Annotated in this window: 22 protein-coding genes and 1 riboswitch; of the genes, 13 read left to right on the top strand and 9 right to left on the bottom strand. The window is 53.4% G+C overall.

Going from position 1 to position 23072, the window contains the following annotated elements; genetic code table 11:
* The first annotated feature begins 33 nt into the window (after positions 1 to 33).
* Together J1782_RS16635 and J1782_RS16640 are read left to right on the top strand one after the other, a co-directional pair.
* Entirely contained in the window at positions 34 to 1347 is a 1314-nt protein-coding gene (locus J1782_RS16635; protein WP_152324563.1) for an MFS transporter, read from the top strand.
* A complete protein-coding gene (locus tag J1782_RS16640) occupies positions 1344 to 3707 on the top strand; it encodes a TIM-barrel domain-containing protein (protein WP_217153538.1) in 2364 nt (787 codons plus the stop codon). The genes J1782_RS16635 and J1782_RS16640 overlap by 4 nt, the downstream gene beginning before the upstream one ends.
* A 51-nt stretch (positions 3708 to 3758) precedes the next feature.
* On the opposite strand, the gene xseA is transcribed toward J1782_RS16640, so the two are convergent.
* On the bottom strand, positions 3759 to 5132 hold the full coding sequence (gene xseA / locus J1782_RS16645) for an exodeoxyribonuclease VII large subunit (protein WP_152324561.1): 1374 nt from the start codon (positions 5130 to 5132) through the stop codon (positions 3759 to 3761).
* A gap of 169 nt (positions 5133 to 5301) precedes the next feature.
* Here xseA and guaB point away from each other — a divergent pair, with 169 nt between their 5' ends.
* Entirely contained in the window at positions 5302 to 6768 is a 1467-nt protein-coding gene (gene guaB, locus J1782_RS16650) for an IMP dehydrogenase (RefSeq protein WP_152324560.1), read from the top strand.
* A gap of 223 nt (positions 6769 to 6991) precedes the next feature.
* On the top strand, positions 6992 to 8569 hold the full coding sequence (gene guaA, locus J1782_RS16655) for a glutamine-hydrolyzing GMP synthase (protein ID WP_152324559.1): 1578 nt from the start codon (positions 6992 to 6994) through the stop codon (positions 8567 to 8569).
* Positions 8570 to 8661: 92 nt separating this feature from the next.
* Here guaA and J1782_RS16660 read toward each other — a convergent pair whose 3' ends face one another.
* Positions 8662 to 9438, bottom strand: coding sequence for an NAD(P)H-dependent oxidoreductase (locus J1782_RS16660; RefSeq protein ID WP_217153539.1), 777 nt, complete (start codon positions 9436 to 9438; stop codon positions 8662 to 8664).
* Between the two features lie 85 nt (positions 9439 to 9523).
* On the opposite strand from J1782_RS16660, the gene J1782_RS16665 reads away from it, so the two are divergent.
* Positions 9524 to 10417: a LysR family transcriptional regulator gene (locus J1782_RS16665; protein ID WP_208950503.1), complete on the top strand. Its 894-nt coding sequence runs from the start codon at positions 9524 to 9526 to the stop codon at positions 10415 to 10417.
* A gap of 71 nt (positions 10418 to 10488) precedes the next feature.
* Here the strand turns inward: J1782_RS16665 and J1782_RS16670 are convergent, their stop codons facing one another.
* From J1782_RS16670 to J1782_RS16685, 4 genes are all read right to left on the bottom strand, one after another.
* Entirely contained in the window at positions 10489 to 10821 is a 333-nt protein-coding gene (locus tag J1782_RS16670; protein WP_165058477.1) for a type II toxin-antitoxin system HicB family antitoxin, read from the bottom strand.
* On the bottom strand, positions 10818 to 11081 hold the full coding sequence (locus J1782_RS16675) for a type II toxin-antitoxin system HicA family toxin (protein ID WP_152324555.1): 264 nt from the start codon (positions 11079 to 11081) through the stop codon (positions 10818 to 10820). Before J1782_RS16675 ends, J1782_RS16670 begins: the two co-directional genes overlap by 4 nt.
* Positions 11082 to 11219: 138 nt before the next feature.
* Positions 11220 to 11882 (bottom strand): DUF3313 domain-containing protein, encoded by a 663-nt coding sequence (locus J1782_RS16680; protein WP_165058475.1) that lies wholly within the window; start codon positions 11880 to 11882, stop codon positions 11220 to 11222.
* A 138-nt stretch (positions 11883 to 12020) separates the two neighbouring features.
* Positions 12021 to 12455 (bottom strand): GNAT family N-acetyltransferase, encoded by a 435-nt coding sequence (locus J1782_RS16685; protein WP_165058474.1) that lies wholly within the window; start codon positions 12453 to 12455, stop codon positions 12021 to 12023.
* A 185-nt stretch (positions 12456 to 12640) separates the two neighbouring features.
* Here J1782_RS16685 and J1782_RS16690 point away from each other — a divergent pair, with 185 nt between their 5' ends.
* From J1782_RS16690 to thiD, 5 genes are all read left to right on the top strand, one after another.
* On the top strand, positions 12641 to 13348 hold the full coding sequence (locus J1782_RS16690) for a transcriptional regulator (protein ID WP_254303098.1): 708 nt from the start codon (positions 12641 to 12643) through the stop codon (positions 13346 to 13348).
* A gap of 26 nt (positions 13349 to 13374) precedes the next feature.
* Positions 13375 to 14166 carry a PhzF family phenazine biosynthesis protein gene (locus J1782_RS16695; RefSeq protein WP_217153541.1) on the top strand — a complete coding sequence of 264 codons (792 nt, stop codon included), beginning with the start codon at positions 13375 to 13377 and terminating at the stop codon, positions 14164 to 14166.
* 190 nt (positions 14167 to 14356) lie between these two features.
* Entirely contained in the window at positions 14357 to 14704 is a 348-nt protein-coding gene (locus J1782_RS16700) for a RidA family protein (protein ID WP_208950506.1), read from the top strand.
* Positions 14705 to 14757: 53 nt separating this feature from the next.
* Positions 14758 to 14859: riboswitch (TPP riboswitch) on the top strand.
* 34 nt (positions 14860 to 14893) lie between these two features.
* Positions 14894 to 15703, top strand: a complete 810-nt coding sequence (thiM, locus tag J1782_RS16705; RefSeq protein WP_217153542.1) for a hydroxyethylthiazole kinase — start codon at positions 14894 to 14896, stop codon at positions 15701 to 15703.
* The gene (gene thiD, locus J1782_RS16710) at positions 15700 to 16500 is read left to right on the top strand and encodes a bifunctional hydroxymethylpyrimidine kinase/phosphomethylpyrimidine kinase (RefSeq protein ID WP_217153543.1); all 801 of its coding nucleotides are present in this window, start codon (positions 15700 to 15702) and stop codon (positions 16498 to 16500) included. The genes thiM and thiD overlap by 4 nt, the downstream gene beginning before the upstream one ends.
* A gap of 5 nt (positions 16501 to 16505) precedes the next feature.
* On the opposite strand, the gene J1782_RS16715 is transcribed toward thiD, so the two are convergent.
* A complete protein-coding gene (locus tag J1782_RS16715) occupies positions 16506 to 17354 on the bottom strand; it encodes a hypothetical protein (protein WP_152324547.1) in 849 nt (282 codons plus the stop codon).
* Positions 17355 to 17458: 104 nt separating this feature from the next.
* On the opposite strand from J1782_RS16715, the gene J1782_RS16720 reads away from it, so the two are divergent.
* A complete protein-coding gene (locus J1782_RS16720; protein ID WP_217153544.1) occupies positions 17459 to 17692 on the top strand; it encodes a hypothetical protein in 234 nt (77 codons plus the stop codon).
* A gap of 62 nt (positions 17693 to 17754) precedes the next feature.
* Here J1782_RS16720 and J1782_RS16725 read toward each other — a convergent pair whose 3' ends face one another.
* Both J1782_RS16725 and J1782_RS16730 read right to left on the bottom strand, forming a co-directional pair.
* Entirely contained in the window at positions 17755 to 18441 is a 687-nt protein-coding gene (locus J1782_RS16725) for a GntR family transcriptional regulator (RefSeq protein ID WP_013574394.1), read from the bottom strand.
* 90 nt (positions 18442 to 18531) lie between these two features.
* Positions 18532 to 19359, bottom strand: a complete 828-nt coding sequence (locus J1782_RS16730; protein ID WP_193333083.1) for an AraC family transcriptional regulator — start codon at positions 19357 to 19359, stop codon at positions 18532 to 18534.
* Between the two features lie 271 nt (positions 19360 to 19630).
* Between J1782_RS16730 and J1782_RS16735 the strand changes: the two genes are divergently transcribed.
* Positions 19631 to 21040, top strand: coding sequence for an MFS transporter (locus J1782_RS16735; protein ID WP_217153545.1), 1410 nt, complete (start codon positions 19631 to 19633; stop codon positions 21038 to 21040).
* A gap of 26 nt (positions 21041 to 21066) precedes the next feature.
* The gene (locus J1782_RS16740; protein ID WP_217153546.1) at positions 21067 to 23043 is read left to right on the top strand and encodes a glycoside hydrolase family 127 protein; all 1977 of its coding nucleotides are present in this window, start codon (positions 21067 to 21069) and stop codon (positions 23041 to 23043) included.
* Positions 23044 to 23072 lie beyond the last annotated feature (29 nt).

Consider the following 23072-nt stretch of genomic DNA (forward strand, 5'->3'; position numbering starts at 1 on the left):
CTGCGGCAACGGCCGACGGATGGGAGAACAGGCATGACAATTCAAATCAACACCGAGACGGCCGCCGTGACAGGGCGTCGTAAAATAAAAGCGTTACGCTGGTGGATGCTGGCGCTGTTCCTCCTCGGCGTGACGGTTAACTACGTCACCCGAAATTCCCTGGGTTTACTGGCTGCTGAACTTAAAACCAGCCTGAACATGACGACCGAACAATATTCCTACATCGTGGCGGCGTTTCAGGCGGCCTATACGATATTCCAGCCGTTGTGCGGCTGGCTGATTGACGTCATCGGGCTGAAACTCGGCTTTCTGATTTGTGCGTCAATCTGGGCCGTAGTCTGTATGTTGCACGCGGGGGCGGGCAGCTGGATCCAGCTTGCTGTTTTGCGTTTCTTCATGGGGAGCGCCGAAGCGGCGGCCACACCAGCCAATGCGAAAGCGATTTCTGACTGGTTCCCGCGTAAGGAACGTCCAGTTGCGGCGGGCTGGGCGGGAGTCGGTTTCTCCATCGGGGCGATGCTGGCACCGCCAATTATTCTGGTGGCGCACATATCATTTGGCTGGCGTGGCGCCTTCTTGTTTTGCGGCGTGCTGTCGATGCTGTGGGTTCTGCTGTGGTGGAAATTCTACCATTCTCCGGAGACGCATCCGAACCTGAGTAAGGACGAACTGGCACTGATCCGTCAGGACAACGAACCCCAACAGGAACGCCTGCCTTTCATTAAATCCCTGAAAATTGTTTGTAAGAACAAGAAATTCTACGGTATCGCCATCCCGGCATTTCTGGCCGAACCGGCCTGGGCCGTCTTCAGTTTCTGGGTTCCGCTGTATCTGGCCAACGAACGCGGCATGGATTTAAAACACATCGTGATGTTTGCCTGGCTGCCGTTCCTGGCCGCCGATCTGGGCAGTATTGCCAGCGGTTATCTCACCACGCTGTACCGTAAAGTGTTTGGTTGCACCCGCATTAACTCGATTGTCGCAAGCTCTGTCACCGGCGCATTCATGATGCTTTCTCTGGCGCTGGTCGCAGTCACACAAAGTCCGTACGCCGCGATTGCGCTGATCTCCATCGGTGGTTTTGGTCATCAGGTCATTTCCTGCATGCTCAGTGCGGTTGTCGTTGAAACATTTGATAAAAGCCAGGTTGCGACCGTCAACGGAATGCGCGGTTCTTCCGCATGGATCGCCAGCTTCCTGTTCTCACTGCTGATTGGCGCAGTGGCTGATTCGATAGGTTTTAATCCGCTGTTTATCGCTATGGGATTCTTTGATTTGATTGGCGCAGTCTTCCTGATTGCCCTGATCGCAGAACGCCGCAATCCGGCAAAAAGGGAGAGTGTATGAAAACGTTGAAACACTGGGAGCTTGCCGGGCAGGATAACGCAGGCGTGGATCTGCGGGTCGAAGGTAAGCATCTGTTTTGTCTGCGGGTGCTTGAAGAGGGGCTGATTCGCGTCTTTATTCAGCGCAACGGCGAACTGGCGCTGGACAGAACCTGGAGCATCGCGCCACAAAACGATGTGCCGTGGGAAGGGCGTGACCGCCTGAGCAACGAAGGTTTTTCGCAGCCGGGCTACCAGCTGTCGCAAGATGAAGACTCGCTGACTTTAACCACTGAGGTGCTGCGCGTCACGGTTCATCAGCCGCTGTGGCTGGAGTGGGAATACAAAAATGACACTGGCGCGTGGCTGCCGCTGGTGAAAGACCGTAAAACCGGCGCATATATGCTCGGTGTTAAAAACGAAGCGTCGGCGCATTATCAGCTACGCGAAGCGCAGGATGGCGTTTACGGGCTGGGCGAAAAAGCCGGTGATCTCAACCGCAGCGGCCGCCGTTTTGAAATGCGCAATCTGGATGCGATGGGCTACAACGCCGCCAGCACTGATCCGCTGTACAAACATATTCCATTTACGATGACCCGCCGGAATGACGTCAGTTTTGGTCTGTTCTACGACAATCTCAGCAATGTCTGGCTGGATCTGGGAAATGAGCTGGATAACTACCATTTGCCATATCGCCGTTTCAGCGCGGAAGCGGGCGATCTGGACTACTACCTGTTTATCGGGCCGACGTCGCTGGACGTCACCAAGAAACTGGTGAAGCTGACCGGTAAAACCACGTTTGGCCCGAAATGGAGCCTCGGTTACAGCGGCTCGACGATGTATTACACCGACGCACCGGATGCCCAGCAACAGCTGATGAAATTCATCACGCTGTGCCAGCAGCATGAAATACCGTGCGATTCCTTCCAGCTTTCATCGGGTTACACGTCGATTGGCAACAAACGTTACGTGTTCAACTGGAACTACGACAAAGTGCCTGAGCCGGAAGTGATGTCGAAAGCGTTTCTCGACGCGGGTATTCGTCTGGCCGCCAACATCAAACCTTGCTTATTGCAGGATCACCCGCAGTACGGGCAGGTGGCGGAGCAGGGCTTGTTCATTCGCGATAGCGAAAGCAACGTGCCTGAGCGCTCGGTTTTCTGGGATGACGAAGGATCGCATCTCGATTTTACACATCCGTCCGCCGTGCGCTGGTGGCAAAAAGGCGTGACGCAGCAGTTACTGGAAAAAGGCATCGGCTCGACCTGGAACGACAACAACGAATACGAAGTCTGGGACAGCGACGCGCGCTGCCACGGTTTCGGCAAATCGATCGCCATCAAACACATCCGCCCGGTTATGCCATTGCTGATGATGCGTGCGTCATTTGAAGCGCAGCAAAACTTTGCGCCGGAAACCCGTCCGTACCTTATTTCGCGTTCCGGCTGTGCGGGCATGCAGCGTTATGTGCAGACGTGGAGCGGCGATAACCGCACTAACTGGCAGACGCTGCGCTACAACACACGGATGGGCATCGGGATGAGTTTGTCCGGTTTGTACAATGTCGGGCACGACGTCGGCGGGTTCTCCGGCGATAAACCGCAAGCCGAGCTGTTTGTCCGCTGGGTACAAAACGGCGTGATGCATCCGCGCTTCACTATTCACTCATGGAATGACGATAACACCGTGAATGAGCCGTGGATGTATCCGCAGGTGACGCCACTGATCCGCGATGCAATCCGCCTGCGTTACCGTCTGTTGCCGTATTTCTACACGTTGCTGTGGCAGGCGCATGCGGAAGACGAACCGATGCTGCGTCCGACGTTCCTCGATCACGAGCATGATAAAAATACATTCGCTGAAACCGATGATTTCCTGATGGGGCGCGACTTGCTGGTCGCCAGCGTTGTCGAAGAAGGCCAGCGCGAACGCCGCGTTTATTTGCCGGATAACGGTATCGGCTGGTGTGATTTCTATACTGGCGAATGGTTTGCCGGTGGTCAGACAATCACGCGCGATGCGCCGCTGGATCGCCTGCCGCTGCTGGTGCGCGCCGGTGCTGCGCTGCCGCAATCTTCCCGTCTGGCGCACGTTGACGCCAGCCGCGATATGTTGCGTGAATTGCATGTTTATCCGGCCGCAGGCCAGGCGAAATCGAGCGGTTTGTTGTTTGAGGATGATGGCGAAAGCCATCGCTGGGAGCAAAATCATGCGCTGTGGGTGAACTGGGAAATTACCAGTAACGCGCAACGTATTGATCTCACGCTGACTCAGCGTGGCGATTTCAAACCCGCCTGGAAAACCCTGAGTATCGTGCTGCCGGAAAGCGAAGTGCGTGAGCTTTGGGTAAATGGCGTGAAGACAAATAGCTATAATCTGTAAGCTTTTCAAACGCCTCCCCTTGCGTTAAGGGGGAGGTTTCAAATCTGATACTTATTTAACCGCACGTTTCCGCGCTTTCTTCTCCAGCACAATCGATTTCACTTCACTTTCAATCCAGCCATCGGCCAGACGTGTTTTCAGCGTATCGCCCGGAGCGGTCTGCGTAGTTTTCTTCAGAAGCGCACCCTGTGGCGTAGTGGTTACGCTATAGCCGCGGGCAAGGGTCGCCAGCGGACTGACGCTTTCAAGTTGCGTGCAGGCGGTGCCAAAACGCTGACGACTTTCCGCCAGCTGCGATGACATCGCCTGTTGCAGCCGGTATTGCAGCTGCTGAACCCGTTGCTGGGCGCGGTGAATTCGGGGCTGGGGTTGTTGCTGATTCAGACGCTGTTGCAGCCTGTCAGTACGGCGCAGCATCTGGCGCAGCTGGTTTTGCATCGCTTCATCCAGACGGCGGCGCAGTTTGAACAGCGCGGTTTGCTGTCGCGCGAGACGTAAATGCGGATGCTGCTGTTGGAGGCGGTGATTCAGGCGCGAAAAACGCTGCGCCAGTTGTGCGAGATAATAATCCATCGCCATTTCAAGACGCTGCTGTTGTGACTGAATCTGGCGCAGCAACTCCAGCTGATTGCGGCTGATCAACTCTGCGGCGGCCGACGGCGTCGGGGCGCGTAAATCTGCCACAAAATCGGCAATTGTTACGTCAGTTTCATGGCCGACGGCGCTGACGATGGGAATGCGGCTGGCGAAAATCGCCCGCGCCACGCGCTCATCGTTAAAGCTCCACAAATCTTCCAGCGAACCGCCACCACGCCCGACAATCAGTACATCGACTTCTTCGCGGGCATTGGCGAGCGCAATGGCGCGGACAATTTGTCCCGGCGCATCTGCACCCTGAACGGAGGTCGGATAGATAATGACGGGCAGGGAAGGATCACGGCGTTTGAGCACGTTCAGCACATCGTGCAGCGCGGCACCGCTGGCCGAAGTAATGACCCCGACACATTTCGCAGGCGAGGGCAGCGGCTGTTTGAACTGCGCATCGAACAACCCTTCGGCGGCCAGCTGCTGTTTCAGTAAATCGAATTTCTGCTGCAATAAACCGTCACCTGCTTCCTGCATACTCTCGGCAATCAGCTGATAATCGCCGCGTGGTTCATACAACGTAATGGTCGCGCGGACCAGAACCTGCTGACCGTTTTGCGGACGAAACGTGGTGCGTCGATTGGAATTGCGGAACATCGCGCATTTGACCTGAGCACGGTCATCTTTGAGCGTAAAATACCAGTGGCCGGAGGATGGCTGGGAGAAGTTTGAAATCTCACCGGAGAGCCATACCTGACCCATTTCGTTTTCCAGCAACTGTCGGACCGTCTGATTCAGGCGGCTTACGGTAAAAATAGGAGGCGAAGAAGGTAGTGGCATGTGATCCAGATCAAATTCAAAAACAGAGACTTAATCGACTGATACTACATACCCTAAAAAGGTAATCAAGAAGTTTTTTCAAATAGTGCTGGTCGGGATGCGCACTCACCTGTATACTCCCGCTGCAATATTTTATCTTTTCCGCATCCACCTTGGTGAGATATTGCCCATGCTACGTATCGCAAAAGAAGCACTAACGTTCGACGACGTTCTCCTTGTTCCAGCTCACTCCACAGTTCTGCCCAATACTGCCGACCTCGGTACTCAACTGACCGCTAAAATCCGTCTGAATATCCCTATGCTGTCCGCAGCAATGGATACCGTGACTGAAGCGAATCTGGCGATTGCTCTGGCGCAGGAAGGCGGCCTTGGTTTCATTCACAAGAACATGTCTATTGAGCGTCAGGCGGAAGAAGTCCGTCGCGTGAAGAAGCATGAAAGCGGCGTTGTTGCTGACCCTAAAACGGTGACTCCGGCGACCACTTTACGTCAGGTTAAAGAACTCACTGAAATTAACGGTTTTGCCGGTTACCCGGTTGTGACCGAAGAAAACGAACTGGTCGGTATTATTACCGGTCGTGACGTGCGCTTCGTGACCGATCTGGAACAGCCTGTGACCGCAGTAATGACGCCGAAAGAACGTCTGGTTACCGTGAAAGAAGGCGAAGCCCGTGAAGTCGTCCTGCAAAAAATGCACGAAAAACGCGTAGAGAAAGCGCTGGTTGTTGACGCGCAATTCCATCTGCTCGGTATGATCACCGTAAAAGACTTCCAGAAAGCCGAACGTAAACCAAACGCCTGTAAAGATGAGCAGGGCAGCCTGCGCGTCGGTGCTGCGGTTGGCGCAGGCGCTGGCAACGAAGAGCGTATCGATGCGCTGGTTGCGGCCGGTGTTGACGTTCTGCTGATCGACTCCTCACACGGCCATTCTGAAGGCGTTCTGGAACGTATCCGCGCCACCCGTGCAAAATACCCGGATCTGCAAATCATCGGCGGTAACGTCGCGACGGGCGCAGGTGCTTTGGCACTGGCTAAAGCTGGCGTGAGCGCGGTTAAAGTCGGTATCGGCCCTGGTTCAATCTGTACCACCCGTATCGTCACCGGCGTCGGTGTTCCGCAAATCACTGCCGTTTCTGACGCGGTTGAAGCGCTGGAAGGCACCGGTATTCCGGTTATCGCTGATGGCGGTATCCGCTTCTCCGGCGATATCGCAAAAGCTATCGCTGCCGGCGCAAGCTGCGTGATGGTCGGCGGTATGCTGGCTGGTACCGAAGAATCTCCTGGCGAAATCGAACTGTATCAGGGGCGTTCATACAAATCTTACCGCGGTATGGGATCCCTGGGCGCGATGTCCAAAGGCTCTTCTGACCGTTACTTCCAGACTGATAACGCCGCTGACAAACTGGTTCCGGAAGGCATCGAAGGTCGCGTCGCGTATAAAGGCCGTCTGAAAGAAATCATCCATCAGCAAATGGGCGGTCTGCGCTCCTGTATGGGGCTGACCGGTTGTGCTACCATCGACGACCTGCGCACCAAGGCTGAGTTTGTCCGCATCAGCGGTGCAGGGATCCAGGAAAGCCACGTGCACGACGTGACGATTACCAAAGAGTCACCGAACTACCGCATGGGTTCTTAATCCCATAGTCGCTGCTGCGCGTCGGCGAGCCGGCGTTGGAAGCTGGCTCAAAATGCTCGTTTACGTCATGTAAACTGCGCTTTTTCGCCAGCTTCCGCCTTGCCTCACCTTAGCTTGCGAGCGCCTGGATCGAGTCACTACAAATTTATACCCAGCCCGATATTTCCGGGCTGATTAATATTCCGTTTTAACGCTTTTATTGCTTTCTGGAAAACGCCCCCTCATGAGCGAAAATATTCACAAGCACCGTATCCTGATCCTCGATTTCGGCTCCCAGTACACCCAACTTGTTGCGCGCCGCGTGCGTGAACTGGGTGTCTATTGCGAACTCTGGGCCTGGGACGTAACCGAAGCCCAAATCCGCGAATTCAACCCGAACGGGATCATCCTGTCCGGCGGCCCGGAAAGTACCACCGAGCATGACAGCCCGCGCGCCCCTGATTACGTCTTTGAAGCCGGCGTACCGGTTCTGGGCGTCTGCTACGGCATGCAAACCATGGCAATGCAGTTAGGCGGCCATGTTGAAGGTTCAAACGAGCGCGAATTTGGTTATGCGCAGGTTGAAGTTCAGACTGAAAGCGCGCTGATCCGCGACATTCAGGATGCCCTGAGCGAAAACAATAAACCGCTGCTCGACGTCTGGATGAGCCATGGCGATAAAGTCACCGCAATCCCGTCTGATTTCGTGACCGTTGCCAGCACCGAGACGTGCCCGTTTGCCATTATGGCCAACGAAGAAAAACGCTTCTACGGTGTGCAGTTCCACCCGGAAGTGACGCACACCCGTCAGGGCCTGCGACTGCTCGAGCGCTTCGTGATGGATATCTGCGAGTGTGAAGCTCTGTGGACGCCAGCGAAAATTATCGAAGACGCCGTTGAACGTCTGCGCGTGCAGATTGGCGACGACCACGTGATCCTCGGCCTGTCCGGCGGCGTTGACTCCTCCGTCACCGCGATGTTGCTGCACCGCGCCATTGGCGACCGTCTGACCTGCGTGTTCGTGGATAACGGCCTGCTGCGTCTTAACGAAGCGGATCAGGTGCTGGAAATGTTCGGTGACCGTTTCGGTCTGAACATCGTTCACGTTGCTGCGGAAGACCGTTTCCTGTCTGCGCTGGCCGGTGTTGATGAACCTGAAGCCAAACGTAAAATTATCGGTCGCGTGTTCGTTGAAGTCTTCGACGAAGAAGCCTGTAAGCAGGATGAAGTGAAATGGCTGGCGCAGGGCACCATCTACCCTGACGTTATTGAATCTGCCGCTTCTGCCACCGGTAAAGCACACGTCATCAAATCGCACCACAACGTGGGCGGTCTGCCGAAAGAAATGAAACTGGGTCTGGTTGAGCCGTTGAAAGAGCTGTTCAAAGACGAAGTGCGTAAAATCGGTCTGGAACTCGGCCTGCCGTACGACATGCTTTACCGTCACCCGTTCCCGGGCCCGGGCTTAGGTGTTCGCGTACTGGGCGAAGTGAAGAAAGAGTACTGTGACCTGTTGCGTCGCGCCGATGCTATCTTCATCGAAGAACTGCACAAAGCCGACCTGTACAACAAAGTCAGCCAGGCGTTTACCGTCTTCCTGCCAGTCCGTTCCGTTGGCGTGATGGGCGATGGCCGTAAATACGACTGGGTGGTTTCCCTGCGTGCAGTAGAAACCATCGACTTCATGACCGCGCACTGGGCGCATCTGCCGTACGATTTCCTCGGCCGTTGCTCTAACCGCATCATCAACGAAGTTAACGGCATTTCCCGCGTGGTTTATGACATCTCCGGTAAACCACCGGCGACGATTGAGTGGGAATAAGTTTTAGAGAAATCTAAAATTTAGCGCAACAAAAACGCCAGCAGGATCGCAAGATCGGCTGGCGTTTTTTTATGTCTGAAACTCTCAGAATGTTATTTCAAATGCGCCGCAAACCCGCTTTTCTCCGGCGTGATTTCAGCTTTAAGCGTCAGTGAAGGAATATCATAGTCGCCGCCATTTTGCTGACGGAAGGCGATTGGTGTTGTGGTTTCCAGCGTATCCAGCCGGGTCGCCAGTTCATCGCAAAGCTGATGAAAGCGTGCTTCATCTGTGCGGCCGGTGCGGTAGAACACCAGCGGCGGGAGCACGGTAAAGCCCGGATAATGCAGGATCCCATGATGGATGGGGAACAGTAAATCGTCTATGGAACCGTTGATACCTCGTGCACTGTAATGTGGTTCCCAGCCGCCGGTAGTGACCATCAGCATGGCGCGTTTACCGGCCATTTTACCTTCTCCGTAACGGTCCCCCCAGTGTGTGTCGGAATGCTCACCGACGCCGTAAGCAAATCCATAGGCATAAACGCGTTCCACCCACCCTTTCATAATCGCCGGCATTGAGAACCACCACAGCGGAAACTGAAAAATCACCGAATCCGCCCACATTAACTTTTCCTGCTCGGCGGAGATGTCCGGACTTTGCGTCCCGTTTTTGAATGCCCGCTGTGAATCCTGCGAAGGATTGAAAGGCGTGTCCGTCGAAGGCGATGTGTTGTCAGCGGCGTCCAGCGGAGCTTTCCATTGCATGGTGTACAGGTCAGAAATCTGCACGCTATGACCGGCGGCCTCCAGGTGTTTTACTGCGAAATCTTTCAGCGAACCGTTCAGAGATTTTGGTTCCGGATGGGCGTAGACGATTAAAATATTCATGGCGAACTCTCCGTTAAGTGATGAAAGCAGAGTAGGCCGCCGTCAGGTATAGTTAAAATGAATTTAAAATATACCAGGTATAGTTATGAATAATTTCGGACGTCTCGATCTCAACTTGTTGCTCACGCTGGATGTCCTGCTGGCGGAGCACAATGTCACGCGGGCGGCGCAGCGGCTGAACCTTTCGCAACCTTCAATCAGTGTTCAGCTGGCTAAATTACGTGAGTTTTTTGACGATCCGTTACTGCTGCCGGGCCCGCGCGGCATGCATCCGACAGCGCGGGCTGATGAGTTACGGGAACCTCTGCAACAGGCGCTGGCTGCTCTGGCGTCTGCGGTTTCTGCCGGTGACGTTTTCGATCCGTCGAAGGCAGAGAATACCTGGAATCTGGGCGCGGCGGATTATGGCGAATCCACCGTTGTATTGCCTGTGCTCCAGGCATTCCGCGCTGTTGCGCCCGGAACAAAACTGGCGATTTTTGAGACATCACCGGTGCGGATTATGCGGAAAATGCAGCGAGGAGAACTGGATCTGGCATTTCATACGGGGGAAGCGGTGCTCAAGGATTTACACAGCACGTTATTGTTTTCCGAACGTTATGTGCTGGTCGGCAGGAAAGGACATCCGCAGCTCGCGAAGCCCGTCACTATGCCGGTGTTTTGCTCGCTTGAACATGTGATCGTTTCGCCTGATGGTGGTGGATTTCAGGGCATAACCGACAGCTCGCTGGCAGAAACCGGATTATCGCGGCGCGTGGTGCTCTCCGTGCCGCATTTCCTGTTTGTCATTCAGGTTCTGCTGACCACCGATTTAGTCTCCATGCTTCCCGAGCGTCTGGTGCGTGGCAACCCCGCATTGCACCTTACCGAACCGCCCGTGAAAGTTCCCGGTTTTGAGATGCACATGTACTGGCACGAACGCTCGCACCGCGACCCGGCGCATATCTGGTTAAGGGAATTCATGAGCAGTGCGGTGTGAAGAAAGCGGCATAAAGAAAATAAAAAAGGCAGCCCTCTGGCTGCCAGGAAAAAGATGTTCAACGCACAGCTTTAGTCGTGAACCGCCTGAATCAACGTGTCGTTAATCCATTGATTGACACTTTTACCTGATACTTCTGCGGCGACATTGATTGCTGCATGGACTTCCGGCTGTATACGCAGGCTTATTTTCCCGCTGGCCGGACGCTGAGGTTCGCGACCTTGCTCTGAACAATAGCTCAGGTAATCCTCCACGGCGTCTTCGAAAGCAAGCCTAAGGTCCGTGACATTATCAGCGTGAAAACCGATGACATCCTGAATTCCGGCTATACGACCGACGAGACATTTGTCTTCATCGCTGTATTCAATTTTTGCAGCATACCCCTGATAGGTCATAGTACTCATGGTTTTACTCCTATAGCCTCAAGGAATGTTTTGGCATCACGCACCTGATAAATTTTTGCTTCTTTCTCCGGGTGCGGTCGATGAAAAGAGGCAACAACATTATTGATTTCAAAACGAACCCGCGACCCTTTTCCTTCACTGACTTTGGCACCTAAGGCGATAAACAAAACTTCCATTTTTCTCCATTCCACCGCTGAAGATGTAGGCAAGGAAAAAATGAGATGTAATGTTTTCAGGTGTCCGCTATTAAGCATGTTCATGATTAGTCGATCCTTCGATAATGGCTGAGTCGCCAGAACATGAAAATGATATCATTATTTGATATCAAAAAGTATTCTTATCAATAAAAAAGGCAGCCCTCTGGCTGCCTCTCAAAAATGCTGACTAACGCGCCTGACTTAGTTTGACTGGAACAATTTGGTGTCGGTCGCCAGGCCATCGACGACAACTTTCAGATCATTGGCGGTCACTTTCTGGGTGTCGTTGGAGACTTGTTTACCAAACCCTTTACGGACAACTTTCATGACCGGTTTACCGGTGCTCGCGTCGATCAGCTCGCCTTCAAAGAATACTTCGGTATCGCGGGTACGGTGTCCGCTGGCGGTTTCAGCCCCGGCAATCACCAGTGCCACCGGGATCACTTCATAGAATTGCAGGCCTTCCGCTGATGTATTCACACCGGTAATCGCACCTTTGAAAATCAAAGTGCGCGGACCTGCATGATCGGTCAGTTGCAGGCGTTCTCCCATGGCCGGTTTCAGGCGGCTGTTGGCGTAATCCAGCACACCCTGCAGCGTTTCTTTACTGATTTGTGGAGTCGGTTGTGGTTCCGGATAGAATTTGATCGGCTCATACATCAGGTAAGAATAATTTGACGCTTTAAAGGAAGGATCAATCCAGCGCAGCACAGGTGTGCCTGATGCAGTTTTGGTTTCTTTAAGGTTGGAGTAATCGCCGAGGAAGCCAGAGAATTTTTCGCTCTGGGTTACATGGCTGGTACAGCCTGCAAGGAACAGGGCGCCGGTCACCAGTGCGGCCTGCATCAGTTTTATTTTTTTCATTCGTACCCTCGGAAATTTTAAGGAAGACAGAGTATGTATAGCACCGCTGTGGAATTTAACCTCTTAACTACAAAGAAAAATTGATGTTAGTCAGGATCGCGAAAAAATGGCCATGCGCACAAATGATTAATGATCCAATTATTTGCAAGGTGAATGAAATAGATAATACTCACCTTTCGGACTTTCGCCGGTAGAGATAATGATCCAGCCTTTTGACAGATAAAAACCAACTGAATTTGTACTCTTTACCAGACATTTTAGAGAGCCTCTGCGGGTAAAGGTGGTCTCGGCGGCGTGCAACAAAGCCGAGCCTGCACCGGTCCCCTGAAACTGCGGATCGATAAACAGGTTATGCAGGAAATTCTCCTGTGTAAAAACAGAGGCAAATCCCAGCAGATGCCCGTCCCGTTCAGCGACCAGAATCTTTTCGCCGATGACCGCACGGTCAAAATCTTCCAGCTGAAAATCGTCTTCCAGCCATGTCCAGGTCTGTTTGCGTGAAGCCAGGTACAGCGTGCGCAAAAAGGGGCGATCGGCTTCTTCGTAAGGGCGTATGTTAAGTGGGGATGTCAAAGAGTGAATTCCTTTGAAAATATGAGGGCAGAGAACGTTCACTTCACTGAGCCATACTGCCAGCGACTTTGCGGGAGTTCAATTTGGTTTATGGTACACGTGTGATTTAATCAACAAAAAATTGATATTTCAACATTCGGTTGATATTGTGTTTGCATCTAATGCAATCGCGGACTACAACACCCATGCCCAAAATTCCACCAGACGCCACAGCCGAAAGAGCACTCGTTCTGAAAACGCTCTTCGCCTCCGTGGAGGCTCTTGAGGCGGCCATCGGCAACAATACCGAAATCGTAGTTCATGACCTGGCAAATCCGTCGTCTTCCGTGCTGAAAATTGCCAATGGTCACGTTTCTGGCCGGGCGGTAGGGGATTCCATGTTCAGCGGCCCGGACGGTGATTTAGGATTCGCCGGTCTTCTCAACGCCCGGAATACGGCTTCTCCATCCTCAGAACCGCTGGTTATTGCGGATTACACAACAGTGACCGCGAAAGGAACAAAACTGAAAAGCGCCACGACGGTTTATCGCGACGCGGAGGGCGTCGCATTTGCCAGCCTGTGTATCAACGTTGATCTCAGTGAAGTTGAAATTGCGCATGCGGCGCTCGGGCGCCTGCTCAGACAGTATTCTTCAGAAAATACGCCGCAAAATTCCCAAACCGATCTCGGGTCCATGATGGAAGAAATCATTGATTCTTCCCTGTCTCAGTCGGGGCGAGCGGGTAAACCGATGAATAAAAAAGAGAAACTCGAAGCCGTCAGAGTTATGCAGGATCGCGGGATGTTTATCGTCAAAGGCGGCGTTGAAAAGGCGGCCAGCAAACTGGGCGTTACCCGCTACACCATCTACAACTATCTGGATGAAATTAAGAAATCCGGTGGCGATGAATAGTGGTCACTTATAGTGAGGAGTCTGAAATGGAAATATCAATTTATCAGGTCGATGCATTTGCATCGCAAAGTTTTAGTGGAAATCCGGCGGCCGTTTGCCCGTTGCCTCACTGGCTGGATGACAGCGTTTTAAGCAATATTGCCCGTGAAAATAATCTTTCCGAAACGGCTTTCTTCGTCAAAAACGGTGACCATTATGAGCTGCGCTGGTTCACGCCGGGCACCGAAGTGGATTTATGCGGTCATGCCAAGCTGGCGGCGGCGTGGGTGATAAGCCAGGCGCTGGGCGATAAATCCGCATCGCTGCGGTTTTCTACCCGCAGCGGAGATTTATGGGTGACCTGCCAGGATGAGGTTTTCCACATGGATTTCCCGCTGAAATCTCCGGTGTCTTTCACGCTGCCAGACGGACTCACTCAGGCACTTGGGCTGACAGCACCGATCACCGCGGTGCTTAAAACCGATGATATTATCATTGTGATTGAAGATGCTGCCGCACTGGAAGCCCTCGCGCCGGATTTCGCAGCGCTCAATGCTTTTGATACCCGTGGCGTGGTGGTCACCGCTGCGGGCGATAATTTTGATTTTGTCTCCCGCTGGTTCGGGCCTCGCGTGGCGGTGAATGAAGATCCGGTAACCGGTTCAGCCCACACCTCGCTGGCACCGTATTGGTCGAAACGTCTGAATAAAACGCAGATGAACGCCCGGCAGGGCGGTGCGCGTAAAGGCGAACTGCAATGTGAAATGAGCGGAAATGATCGGGTGATTATCAGCGGCAAAGCGGCGCTGTATATGCGAGGTACTATTTATCTTAATTAAAATCTATCGCTTAAGTCCTCTCAATTAATTTATTTCCAATAGCTAAGTTGTTTATATGACAGAGAAAAACAAACCGGTGGATCCCCGTGATTCACGGATAGTTTATATCACGCTGGCGGCTGTCTTAATTTTCTACGGCATGTTGCTGATATCAAACTTCTGATTTTACGTCTGAATCGAGGAATTCATTATGCTCACAGGGACCTTACCTTTTCCCAAAGTCCGTAAAAGCGGCAATCTTTATTTTGTTTCCGGCGAAGTACCGATTACCGCGGAAGGCACAACGCCCGCCGGAATTGAAGCGCAGACCCATTTGGTATTTTCGAAAATAGCCGGATCGCTTAAAGAATATAACCTGACACTCGATGATGCTGTTTCCGTGAATGTTTACCTGACCGATAAGAAAGATTTCAAAGCCTTTAACGAGGCGTATGTAAAACATTTCAACGCGCCATATCCTGCCCGGACAACAGTTTGCGTGGAACTTCTGGTCGATGTTTTACTGGAAATTAACCTTATTGCGTCGGCGGCGAAATAACACGCTGTACGAAAAATCCTGATTGACCTTCTCAGGCTCGCCACCAATAATGCTTCCTTGACTCGGGGTGCCGCTCTTGCAAAAGAACGGCTGAGATTTTACCCGTATTACCTGATCTGGATTATGCCAGCGTAGGGAAGTCAGGTATCTCTCCCGATACCGCCTTCTTTAGCGCCGGTGGGGAGAACTATGAATACCCGACCTTCCGTGTTTCCCGGCGCAACATCCGCCGCTTCTTTACGACAACTTCGTGCCTCCGCGCCGCTGGTTCACTGCCTGACCAATGACGTGGTGCAATCCTTTACGGCCAATGTTCTGCTGGCGCTCGGTGCCTCACCGGCAATGGTGACTGACCCGGCCGAAGCCGCGCAGTTCAGCGCGGTGGCCGATGCCTTACTGGTGAATGTCGGCACGCTGACCCGTCCTCATGCTGAGGCGATGCTGGCAGCGATTCACGCAGCAAATCAGGCCGGAAAACCCTGGGTGCTGGATCCGGTTGCCGTCGGCGGCCTGAGCTGGCGCACGGAGTTTTGCCTTGAACTCATCAAACTTACACCCGCCGCCATCCGCGGAAACGCCTCTGAAATCCGTGCGCTTAGCGGCCTGAGTGCGTCCGGGCGTGGCGTAGACAGCGGCGATGATTCGCTGTCTGCCTTACCGGCTGCACAGCAACTGGCGCTGGAAACCGGCGCGGTGGTGGCTGTCACCGGTGAAACTGATTACGTCACCGACGGCGAACGCAGCTGGTCTGTTCCCGGCGGACATCTGATGATGACCCGCATCGTCGGCACCGGCTGTTCGTTATCAGCGGTTGTTGCGGCGTTTGCCGCATTGCCCGGCAAACGTCTGGATAACGTTGCCGCGGCATGTCGCGTCATGTCTTGTGCCGGTGAGCGTGCCTGCGCAGTGGTGAAAGGGCCGGGCAGCTTCACGCCAGAGTTTCTCGATAACCTGTATTTGATGCGCGAAGAGTGGCTGAACGGGGAAAAAATCGGATGAGAAGAGTCAATGCCCTGACCATAGCAGGTACTGACCCGAGCGGCGGCGCGGGGATCCAGGCAGATCTCAAAACCTTCTCGGCGCTCGGCGCGTATGGCACGAGCGTTATCACGGCGCTGGTGGCGCAAAATACCCGTGGCGTGCAGTCTGTTTACAACATTGAGCCGGATTTCGTGGCCGCGCAGCTCGATTCCGTACTCAGCGACGTGCGAATCGACAGCACTAAAATCGGCATGCTGGCGAACAGCCAGATTGTTGAAGCGGTCGCTGAAAGGCTTAAGTATTATCAGCCGCCTTTTGTGGTGCTTGATACCGTCATGCTGGCGAAAAGTGGCGATCCGCTGCTGTTGCCGGAGGCCGTTGATGCCGTGCGCCGTTTGCTGATTCCGCAGGTTTCAATTATTACCCCCAATCTGCCGGAAGCCGCTGCGTTACTGGAATGCCCGGTGGCGCTGACTGAAGCAGAAATGCGTGAACAGGGCGAAGCGTTACTGGCGATGGGATGTGAGGCGGTGCTGATGAAAGGCGGTCATCTGAGTGATGAAGAAAGCCCGGACTGGTTGTTTATGACCGGTTCACGCGAGCGGTTTACCGCACCGCGCGTGAATACCCGGCACACGCACGGAACGGGGTGTACATTATCGGCCGCGCTGGCGGCACTGCGACCGCGGCATAACAACTGGGCCGATACCGTACGCGAAGCAAAAGATTATCTCCAGCAGGCACTGATGCAGGCCGACTCACTGGAAGTCGGCCACGGCATCGGGCCTGTGCATCATTTCCACCGCTGGTGGTAAACCGCTCAGGCGCGGCGCTGGGTTTCGCTCAGCGCCTCTTCTGCCTGGTGATACATCGTCAGCGCCTGTTGCAGATGCACGGCGTCAAACGGGTTTAGCGGGTAGAATTTCGCTTCTTTGCGCGGTCGCAGCATTACACGGATCTTCGTGGCTGAAACACGCTCAAACCGGTAGCTGGCAATATCCTGATTTTCCTCATCTTTCCACGACAGTAACAGCGCCGCGTGCTCACCGGTACGACGCCCGATAAACTGTTCGTGCAGCCACAATCCTTCGCATTCACCGTCTTTTTGCAGTTTTTTGCCGCTGAACCACGCGGATTCTGCCTGCATCAGCAGCGACTGTGGCGTGATTTCTTCACGCAGCTTGCGCCACAGTGGCTGGTTATTCTCCATCTGCCAGCAAGCCATGCCGAGATAATCATTCAGCTCACGCCAGTCGCTTTCCAGCTGCTCTTTCAGCTCAGGTTCCTGAATATGCATAAACTGTTGCAGACCGGTAGCCTGTTCACCCAGCTTGTTGTAAGCAATTACGGTCATGGTACGTGGCTTGCGGCGAAACGTAATCCACAACAGGAATTTGGGAATGCGGAAGGTAATGGCCTGAATGGTCAGTTTATAGCGGTTGCCGCGTGACATGACAATTCCGTTAGACGTCCCGCGTTTGTCCTGATAATTCCTCACCAGTACCACACTGTTCTGACCCATCCAGCCCGTGACGTAGTGCTCTTTTTCGCTTTCAGCCACGTCCAGATCGCGCACGACCTGGCTGATTTTCTCGACATCGAGCTGCGATAAGGACAGCGACTGATCTGCGCTGTAGTAGCTTTTTTTCAGGGGGGATGCAGAAGGCATAAAAGTATCCACGATATTGATGTGGTTTACAGCTTACACCAAGTTGTCATACAAATTTTGGGGCTACGCCGCAAAACGGGCATCTTTTTCGGATTACGTTAGCCATGATGACGAAATTTTCCGAGGCGTCTCGTATTACACCGTCTGAATACAAGGAAAAGTTTATGGGTAAGCCCGTTCAGTTAACACCACGCGAGCTAGAGCTGGTGGATATGCGCGTTGGCTATTTGAGATATTGTGGAGAGAACTACAGCAGTCTGGATGACGATAAACTTGGCGCATTTGGTCCGCCGGAAGCCTTCTACCATCCGCAGAAGGACTGGACCAAACTTCCCTGAAACGCGTTGTACCCCGCCCGTTGGCATTGCGCTAAAACGCGGGGAAAACTGTTTTGCCAGATCTATTCCGCATCAAACCAGTCGCTGTTTTGCTCAGCAATGGGCGTGATGGTGGAAATCATCTCCTGCAAATGGATGCGGATGGCTTTTTCGGCCGCGTCCGGATCGTGCGCTTTCAGTCCGTCAAAAATGGCGTAGTGCTGCGCGATGAGATTTTCCGGCGGCGACACTTTACTGAGCGTCAGAAACCGTACGCGATCCATCGTGGCTTTAATGTGCTCGACGGTTTCCCACGCCAGGCGGCAGTCAATAATCTGCGCGATGGTGCGGTGAAATTCATCGTCGAGTAACAGGAATTCCTGTGTTTGCTGGCTTTTTGCCGCCAGCGTCTGCCGTTCAAGATTGTGCTCCAGCAGCGCGAGATCTTTATCCGTCGCGACCATGGCGGCGCGGCGGACGACGGCGGTTTCAACGGCTTCACGAATAAAACGGCCGTCGGCCACCCGTTTGGAAGAAATTTTCATCACGTAAGTGCCGCGCTGTGGCAGAACTTGTACCAGCCCGGCTTCAGCCAGTTTAATAAAGGCTTCGCGAACCGGCTGGCGGGAAACATTAAAACGCGTGGAAATTTCTTTCTCCGACAGGAACGCCCCCGGTGCGATGGCACAGGTGACAATGTCCTGACGCAAAGTGCGGTAAATCTGCTGATTTACCGGCACATTACTGAGAAATTCAAAGGAGTCTGTCATGGGCAAAATTTGTCTTCAGAATCAGGAGAAGATAATACTAACATGAGTTTTCTCAGGATTTTGAGATTGTTAGCGCAAGGTTTTATCAAATTATTGGGAATTAATATGCTCGCGGCAATAGAGTTTTTTATAGGCCGCTGGCGTAATCCCCAGCAGCTTGCGAAAAACCCGACGAAAATAGGCCACGTCGTTAAACCCTGTCTGCCGGGCAACATCCGCAACATTGCCGGTATTACTTAGCAGTAGTTTTTCGGCCGCCGCAACCCGGTGTTTATGCAACGCATCCGTCAGCGTCATCTGAAATGTCAGGCGGAAAACCCGCCCGAGATAATCAGCGTTGCAGTGTAATCGGTCTGCCAGCTCAGAGGCCCCGAGCGGCAGATGATACTGGGTGGTAATCAGCTCACGTGCCTTGTACGCCAGCGCGACACCCGGACCGCCGGGTTCCAGATTTTCAGGCCAGGCGCGGGAGACTTCCTGCAACAATAAAATCAGAAACAGCTCCAGCGAATTTCCGCCGCGCTCCTGCTCATATAAAAATAATCTGAACAGGGTTAACAATGTTTCGGTGTCTCTGACCTTACAGTGTTGTGGAATATCCAGCTGTAAAGAGGGATTAATTTGCTGTGATTTAATTATTGTCGTATTTTTCACAATATCAAAGTGCAGCCAATAAAACTTTAACTCAGGATCAAACGTCGTCACGCCTTTATGTTCCCTGCCGGGAAATAACAGTAAACTTTCTCCTTCATGTAAATCAAAACGGGTATTTTCTTCCTGAAGGGAAAGTGTGCCACGCACAACGTAAATCAGCTCGTGCGAACTGAGTTGCCGGGTCGGATGTGTCCCCATTCCGCGGGAAATAAACAAACCGCCATTCTGAACTTTAACCGGATAATTAACGGAAAATGAAAGCATTTCAGGCACTCATCGGGCAGGTCATGCCTGACATTAGCACAGCGGACGCGCTCTGCCAGCAGGCAGACTGGAGGGTTTGATCTGCTTCACAGATTCTGTCTGTGAGTCGGAATTGTCCCGTTTAACTACTTTATCCTCCTCTTGTTGGTTTGAGAGCCCTGTGCCAGATTGAAGGCGTACCTTATTTATCTCCCGACTGATATTCAATTTCAGCCTTATTTAACACGTTCCTGAAGCTTATAAATAACGATATAAAAGCGAGGAAAATACAATGCCAACCGATTCTATAAATACCGGCTCATCGCCGGTACGAGGCACTGATGCCATTGTGTCTGCAAACACCAAACTTTCGGTCAGTGAGAAAATTGGCTATGGATTAGGTGATGCCGGAGGCACGATAATTACCTGTCTCATTGGCAGTTTTCTCACCTTTTTCTATACCGACGTATTCGGGCTGACGCCTGCTATTGTCGGCACACTGTTTATTTCACTGCGCGTCATTGATGCAATTTCCGATCCGTTAATGGGGGTTCTGGCCGACCGGACGCAAAGCCGCTGGGGCCGTTTTCGCCCGTGGCAGTTGTGGATTGCGCTGCCGATCGGCGTGGTCGGTTTTCTGACGTTTACGGTGCCGGGTTTCAGTGGTGACGCCAAAATTGCCTATGCGTTTTTCACCTATTTTCTGTTATCCATTTCTTACACCGCGATTAACGTGCCGTATTGCGCTCTGATCAACACCATGACGACGGATCACCGCGAGGTGATGTCCTGTCAGTCCTGGCGCTTTGTCTTGTGCGGTGTGGCTGGTTTTCTGGTGTCGGTCGGATTGCCGTGGCTGGTGCAGGTGCTGGGAAAAGGCAATGCGGCGGTGGGTTATCAGCAGGGCGTAGGTTTGCTGTGTGCGGTTGCCGTGGTGATGTTCCTGTGGTGCTTCTTTGCCGTGCGGGAACGCCTGCCGCTGGCGCTGCTCGGGCAGTTCAGCGTCCGTGAGCACATTCGCGGAATGCTGAAAAATGACCAGCTTTTGCTGGTATTGCTGATGTCTTTCCTGCTGATCAACGTGTTCAATCTGCGCGGCGGCGGTTATATGTACTTCATCACGTACGTGCTGAAAGGCGGCGCAGGTTACGCCTCGATGTTCTTCGGTATGGTGACGCTGGCGTCGATTCTCGGGGCGGTGATCGTCAATCAACTGACAAAGTTCATCGACAGCGTGCGTCTCTACATGCTGACCAATCTGGTGCTGGCGGTGTTTTCCCTGCTGTTGTGGTTCGTGCCAGTGGGCGAACAGTGGCAGACCCTCTGGCTGGGCATCATTTTCGTCCATTGCGTCATTCTTGGCTTTACGCTGCCGCTGCACTTTTCACTGATGGCGTTTGCCGACGACTACGGCCACTGGAAAAACGGCATCCGTTCTTCCGGCATGAACTTCGCCTTCAACCTTTTCTTCATCAAACTTGCGTGGGCATCCAGCGCCGGGATCATCAGCCTGGTCTTCGTGCTGGTTTCTTATCAGGCCGGTGCAGATCACCAGACCGCAGCCTCGCTCGGCGGTATCACACTTCTCGAAACCCTGCTGCCTGCGGCAATGCATTTGCTGCTGGCGGGCACTCTGATTTTCTGCAAGCTCAACAACACATTGCTGACGCGCATGTCGCGTGAGCTGGCGGCCAAAATTTAAATGACAATAACGATTCAGGAGGTTGTATGTCTTTTTCTCCGGTTGATTCTTTAGAAGTGCCTTTGCACAAGGTGAATATTTCCGATGCGTTCTGGCTGGAATACCAGCGTCTGGTTAAAGATGTGGTCGTGCCGTATCAGTGGAAAGCGTTGAACGATGAAGTGGCGGATGCGGAGCCGAGCCACGCCATTGAAAATTTCCGTATCGCGGCAGGGCAGAGCGATGGCGAATTTTATGGGATGGTTTTTCAGGACAGCGATGTCGCTAAATGGCTGGAAGCCGTGGGCTATTTGCTGGCGAAAACGCCGGATCCGGAGCTTGAAGAAACCGCTGACCGCGTCATTGAGCTGGTCGGTGCGGTGCAGCAACCGGACGGTTATCTGAATACCTATTTCACGGTTAAGGAGCCGCAGCAGCGCTGGACAAATCTGGCGGAATGTCACGAGCTTTACTGCGCCGGACATCTGATTGAAGCAGGCGTCGCCTACGCGCAGGCCACCGGAAAAACGCGTTTGCTGGAAATCGTGTGTAAGCTTGCCGACCATATTGGTGACATTTTCGGGCCGGGCGAGAAGCAGCTGCACGGCTATCCCGGTCACCCGGAAATCGAGCTGGCATTGATGCGTTTATACGAAGAAACCGGCGAAACGCGCTATCTCGAAATCACGCGTTATTTCGTCGAACAGCGCGGTGTACAGCCGCATTTCTACGATATCGAGTATGAAAAACGCGGCAGAACGTCGCACTGGAATACCTACGGTCCGGCGTGGATGGTGAAGGATAAAGCCTACAGCCAGGCACATTTGCCGGTGGCATTGCAGACCACGGCTATCGGGCATGCCGTGCGGTTTGTGTATTTATACGCTGGCGTCGCGCATCTGGCGCGGCTGAGTCAGGATCAGGAAAAACGCGAAGTCTGTCAGCGCTTATGGGAAAACATGACGCAGCGGCAGATGTACATCACCGGTTCTATCGGCTCGCAAAGCAGCGGCGAAGCGTTTTCATCGGATTATGATTTGCCTAACGATACGGCGTATACCGAAACCTGCGCGTCGATTGGCCTGATGATGTTTGCCAACCGCATGTTGCAGCTCGACGCCGACAGCCGTTATGGCGATGTCATGGAGCGCGCGCTTTACAACACGGTGCTTGCCGGCATGGCGCTCGATGGCAAACATTTCTTCTACGTCAATCCACTGGAAGTCCACCCGAAAAGCATTCCCTTCAACCATATTTATGACCATGTAAAACCGGTCCGTCAGCGCTGGTTTGGCTGCGCCTGTTGCCCGCCCAATATTGCGCGGCTGCTGGCGTCTCTCGGTCATTACATATACACCCAGCGACCGGACGGCGTGGACATCAATCTCTACGTCGGCAGCGATGTCGAAGCCATGATTGGCGGTAAGCCGCTGCGCCTCAAGCAATCCGGCGGCTATCCGTGGGCTGAAAATGTGCTGATTGAAGTCGATACCGGTGAACCGCTCGACGCCACGCTGGCGCTGCGTTTACCCGACTGGTGCGCCAGCCCGCAGGTGACGCTTAACGGCAAGCCGCTGGACGTCGCCGCCCGCACTTCGCGTGGATATTTGCGTCTGACGCAGGAATGGCAAAAAGGGGATCGCATTGAAATGACGTTACCGATGCCGGTCACGCGTGTGAAAGGCAATGCGCTGTTGCGGCATGTCGCCGGGAAAGTCGCGGTGCAGCGCGGGCCGCTGGTTTACTGCCTCGAACAGGCCGACAACGGCAGTGAATTGCATAACATCTGTTTGCCGCAACATGCGCAGTTCCGCCTGATTGCGGGCAGCGGAATATTTGCCGGTAAAACGCTTTTACAAACGCAGGGTAAGCGAAGGACATCAAACCACGCAGAGCAGCAACCACTTTACCGTTTCAACCCGGCCACTGAAGAGGCGGTGCCGCAAACCATGACGTTCGTGCCGTACTTTACCTGGGCAAACCGCGGAGAAGGGGAGATGCGCGTCTGGGTTGATGAGGCGTAACCCGACATCCTTCGGGCTGCCGTTTCGGG

Origin of the sequence: Rahnella sp. BCC 1045 (assembly GCF_019049615.1) — a bacterium.
Classification (GTDB): Bacteria; Pseudomonadota; Gammaproteobacteria; order Enterobacterales; family Enterobacteriaceae; genus Rahnella; species Rahnella contaminans.

Excerpts from the sequence above, each read along its gene's own strand:
- J1782_RS16635 (WP_152324563.1), top strand. The coding sequence starts at position 34 with ATGACAATTCAAATCAACACCGAGACGGCCGCCGTGACAGGGCGTCGT.
- J1782_RS16640 (WP_217153538.1), top strand. The coding sequence starts at position 1,344 with ATGAAAACGTTGAAACACTGGGAGCTTGCCGGGCAGGATAACGCAGGC.
- xseA (WP_152324561.1), bottom strand. The coding sequence starts at position 5,132 with ATGCCACTACCTTCTTCGCCTCCTATTTTTACCGTAAGCCGCCTGAAT.
- guaB (WP_152324560.1), top strand. The coding sequence starts at position 5,302 with ATGCTACGTATCGCAAAAGAAGCACTAACGTTCGACGACGTTCTCCTT.
- guaA (WP_152324559.1), top strand. The coding sequence starts at position 6,992 with ATGAGCGAAAATATTCACAAGCACCGTATCCTGATCCTCGATTTCGGC.
- J1782_RS16660 (WP_217153539.1), bottom strand. The coding sequence starts at position 9,438 with ATGAATATTTTAATCGTCTACGCCCATCCGGAACCAAAATCTCTGAAC.
- J1782_RS16665 (WP_208950503.1), top strand. The coding sequence starts at position 9,524 with ATGAATAATTTCGGACGTCTCGATCTCAACTTGTTGCTCACGCTGGAT.
- J1782_RS16670 (WP_165058477.1), bottom strand. The coding sequence starts at position 10,821 with ATGAGTACTATGACCTATCAGGGGTATGCTGCAAAAATTGAATACAGC.
- J1782_RS16675 (WP_152324555.1), bottom strand. The coding sequence starts at position 11,081 with ATGAACATGCTTAATAGCGGACACCTGAAAACATTACATCTCATTTTT.
- J1782_RS16680 (WP_165058475.1), bottom strand. The coding sequence starts at position 11,882 with ATGAAAAAAATAAAACTGATGCAGGCCGCACTGGTGACCGGCGCCCTG.
- J1782_RS16690 (WP_254303098.1), top strand. The coding sequence starts at position 12,641 with ATGCCCAAAATTCCACCAGACGCCACAGCCGAAAGAGCACTCGTTCTG.
- J1782_RS16695 (WP_217153541.1), top strand. The coding sequence starts at position 13,375 with ATGGAAATATCAATTTATCAGGTCGATGCATTTGCATCGCAAAGTTTT.
- J1782_RS16700 (WP_208950506.1), top strand. The coding sequence starts at position 14,357 with ATGCTCACAGGGACCTTACCTTTTCCCAAAGTCCGTAAAAGCGGCAAT.
- thiM (WP_217153542.1), top strand. The coding sequence starts at position 14,894 with ATGAATACCCGACCTTCCGTGTTTCCCGGCGCAACATCCGCCGCTTCT.
- thiD (WP_217153543.1), top strand. The coding sequence starts at position 15,700 with ATGAGAAGAGTCAATGCCCTGACCATAGCAGGTACTGACCCGAGCGGC.
- J1782_RS16715 (WP_152324547.1), bottom strand. The coding sequence starts at position 17,354 with ATGCCTTCTGCATCCCCCCTGAAAAAAAGCTACTACAGCGCAGATCAG.
- J1782_RS16720 (WP_217153544.1), top strand. The coding sequence starts at position 17,459 with ATGATGACGAAATTTTCCGAGGCGTCTCGTATTACACCGTCTGAATAC.
- J1782_RS16725 (WP_013574394.1), bottom strand. The coding sequence starts at position 18,441 with ATGACAGACTCCTTTGAATTTCTCAGTAATGTGCCGGTAAATCAGCAG.
- J1782_RS16730 (WP_193333083.1), bottom strand. The coding sequence starts at position 19,359 with ATGCTTTCATTTTCCGTTAATTATCCGGTTAAAGTTCAGAATGGCGGT.
- J1782_RS16735 (WP_217153545.1), top strand. The coding sequence starts at position 19,631 with ATGCCAACCGATTCTATAAATACCGGCTCATCGCCGGTACGAGGCACT.
- J1782_RS16740 (WP_217153546.1), top strand. The coding sequence starts at position 21,067 with ATGTCTTTTTCTCCGGTTGATTCTTTAGAAGTGCCTTTGCACAAGGTG.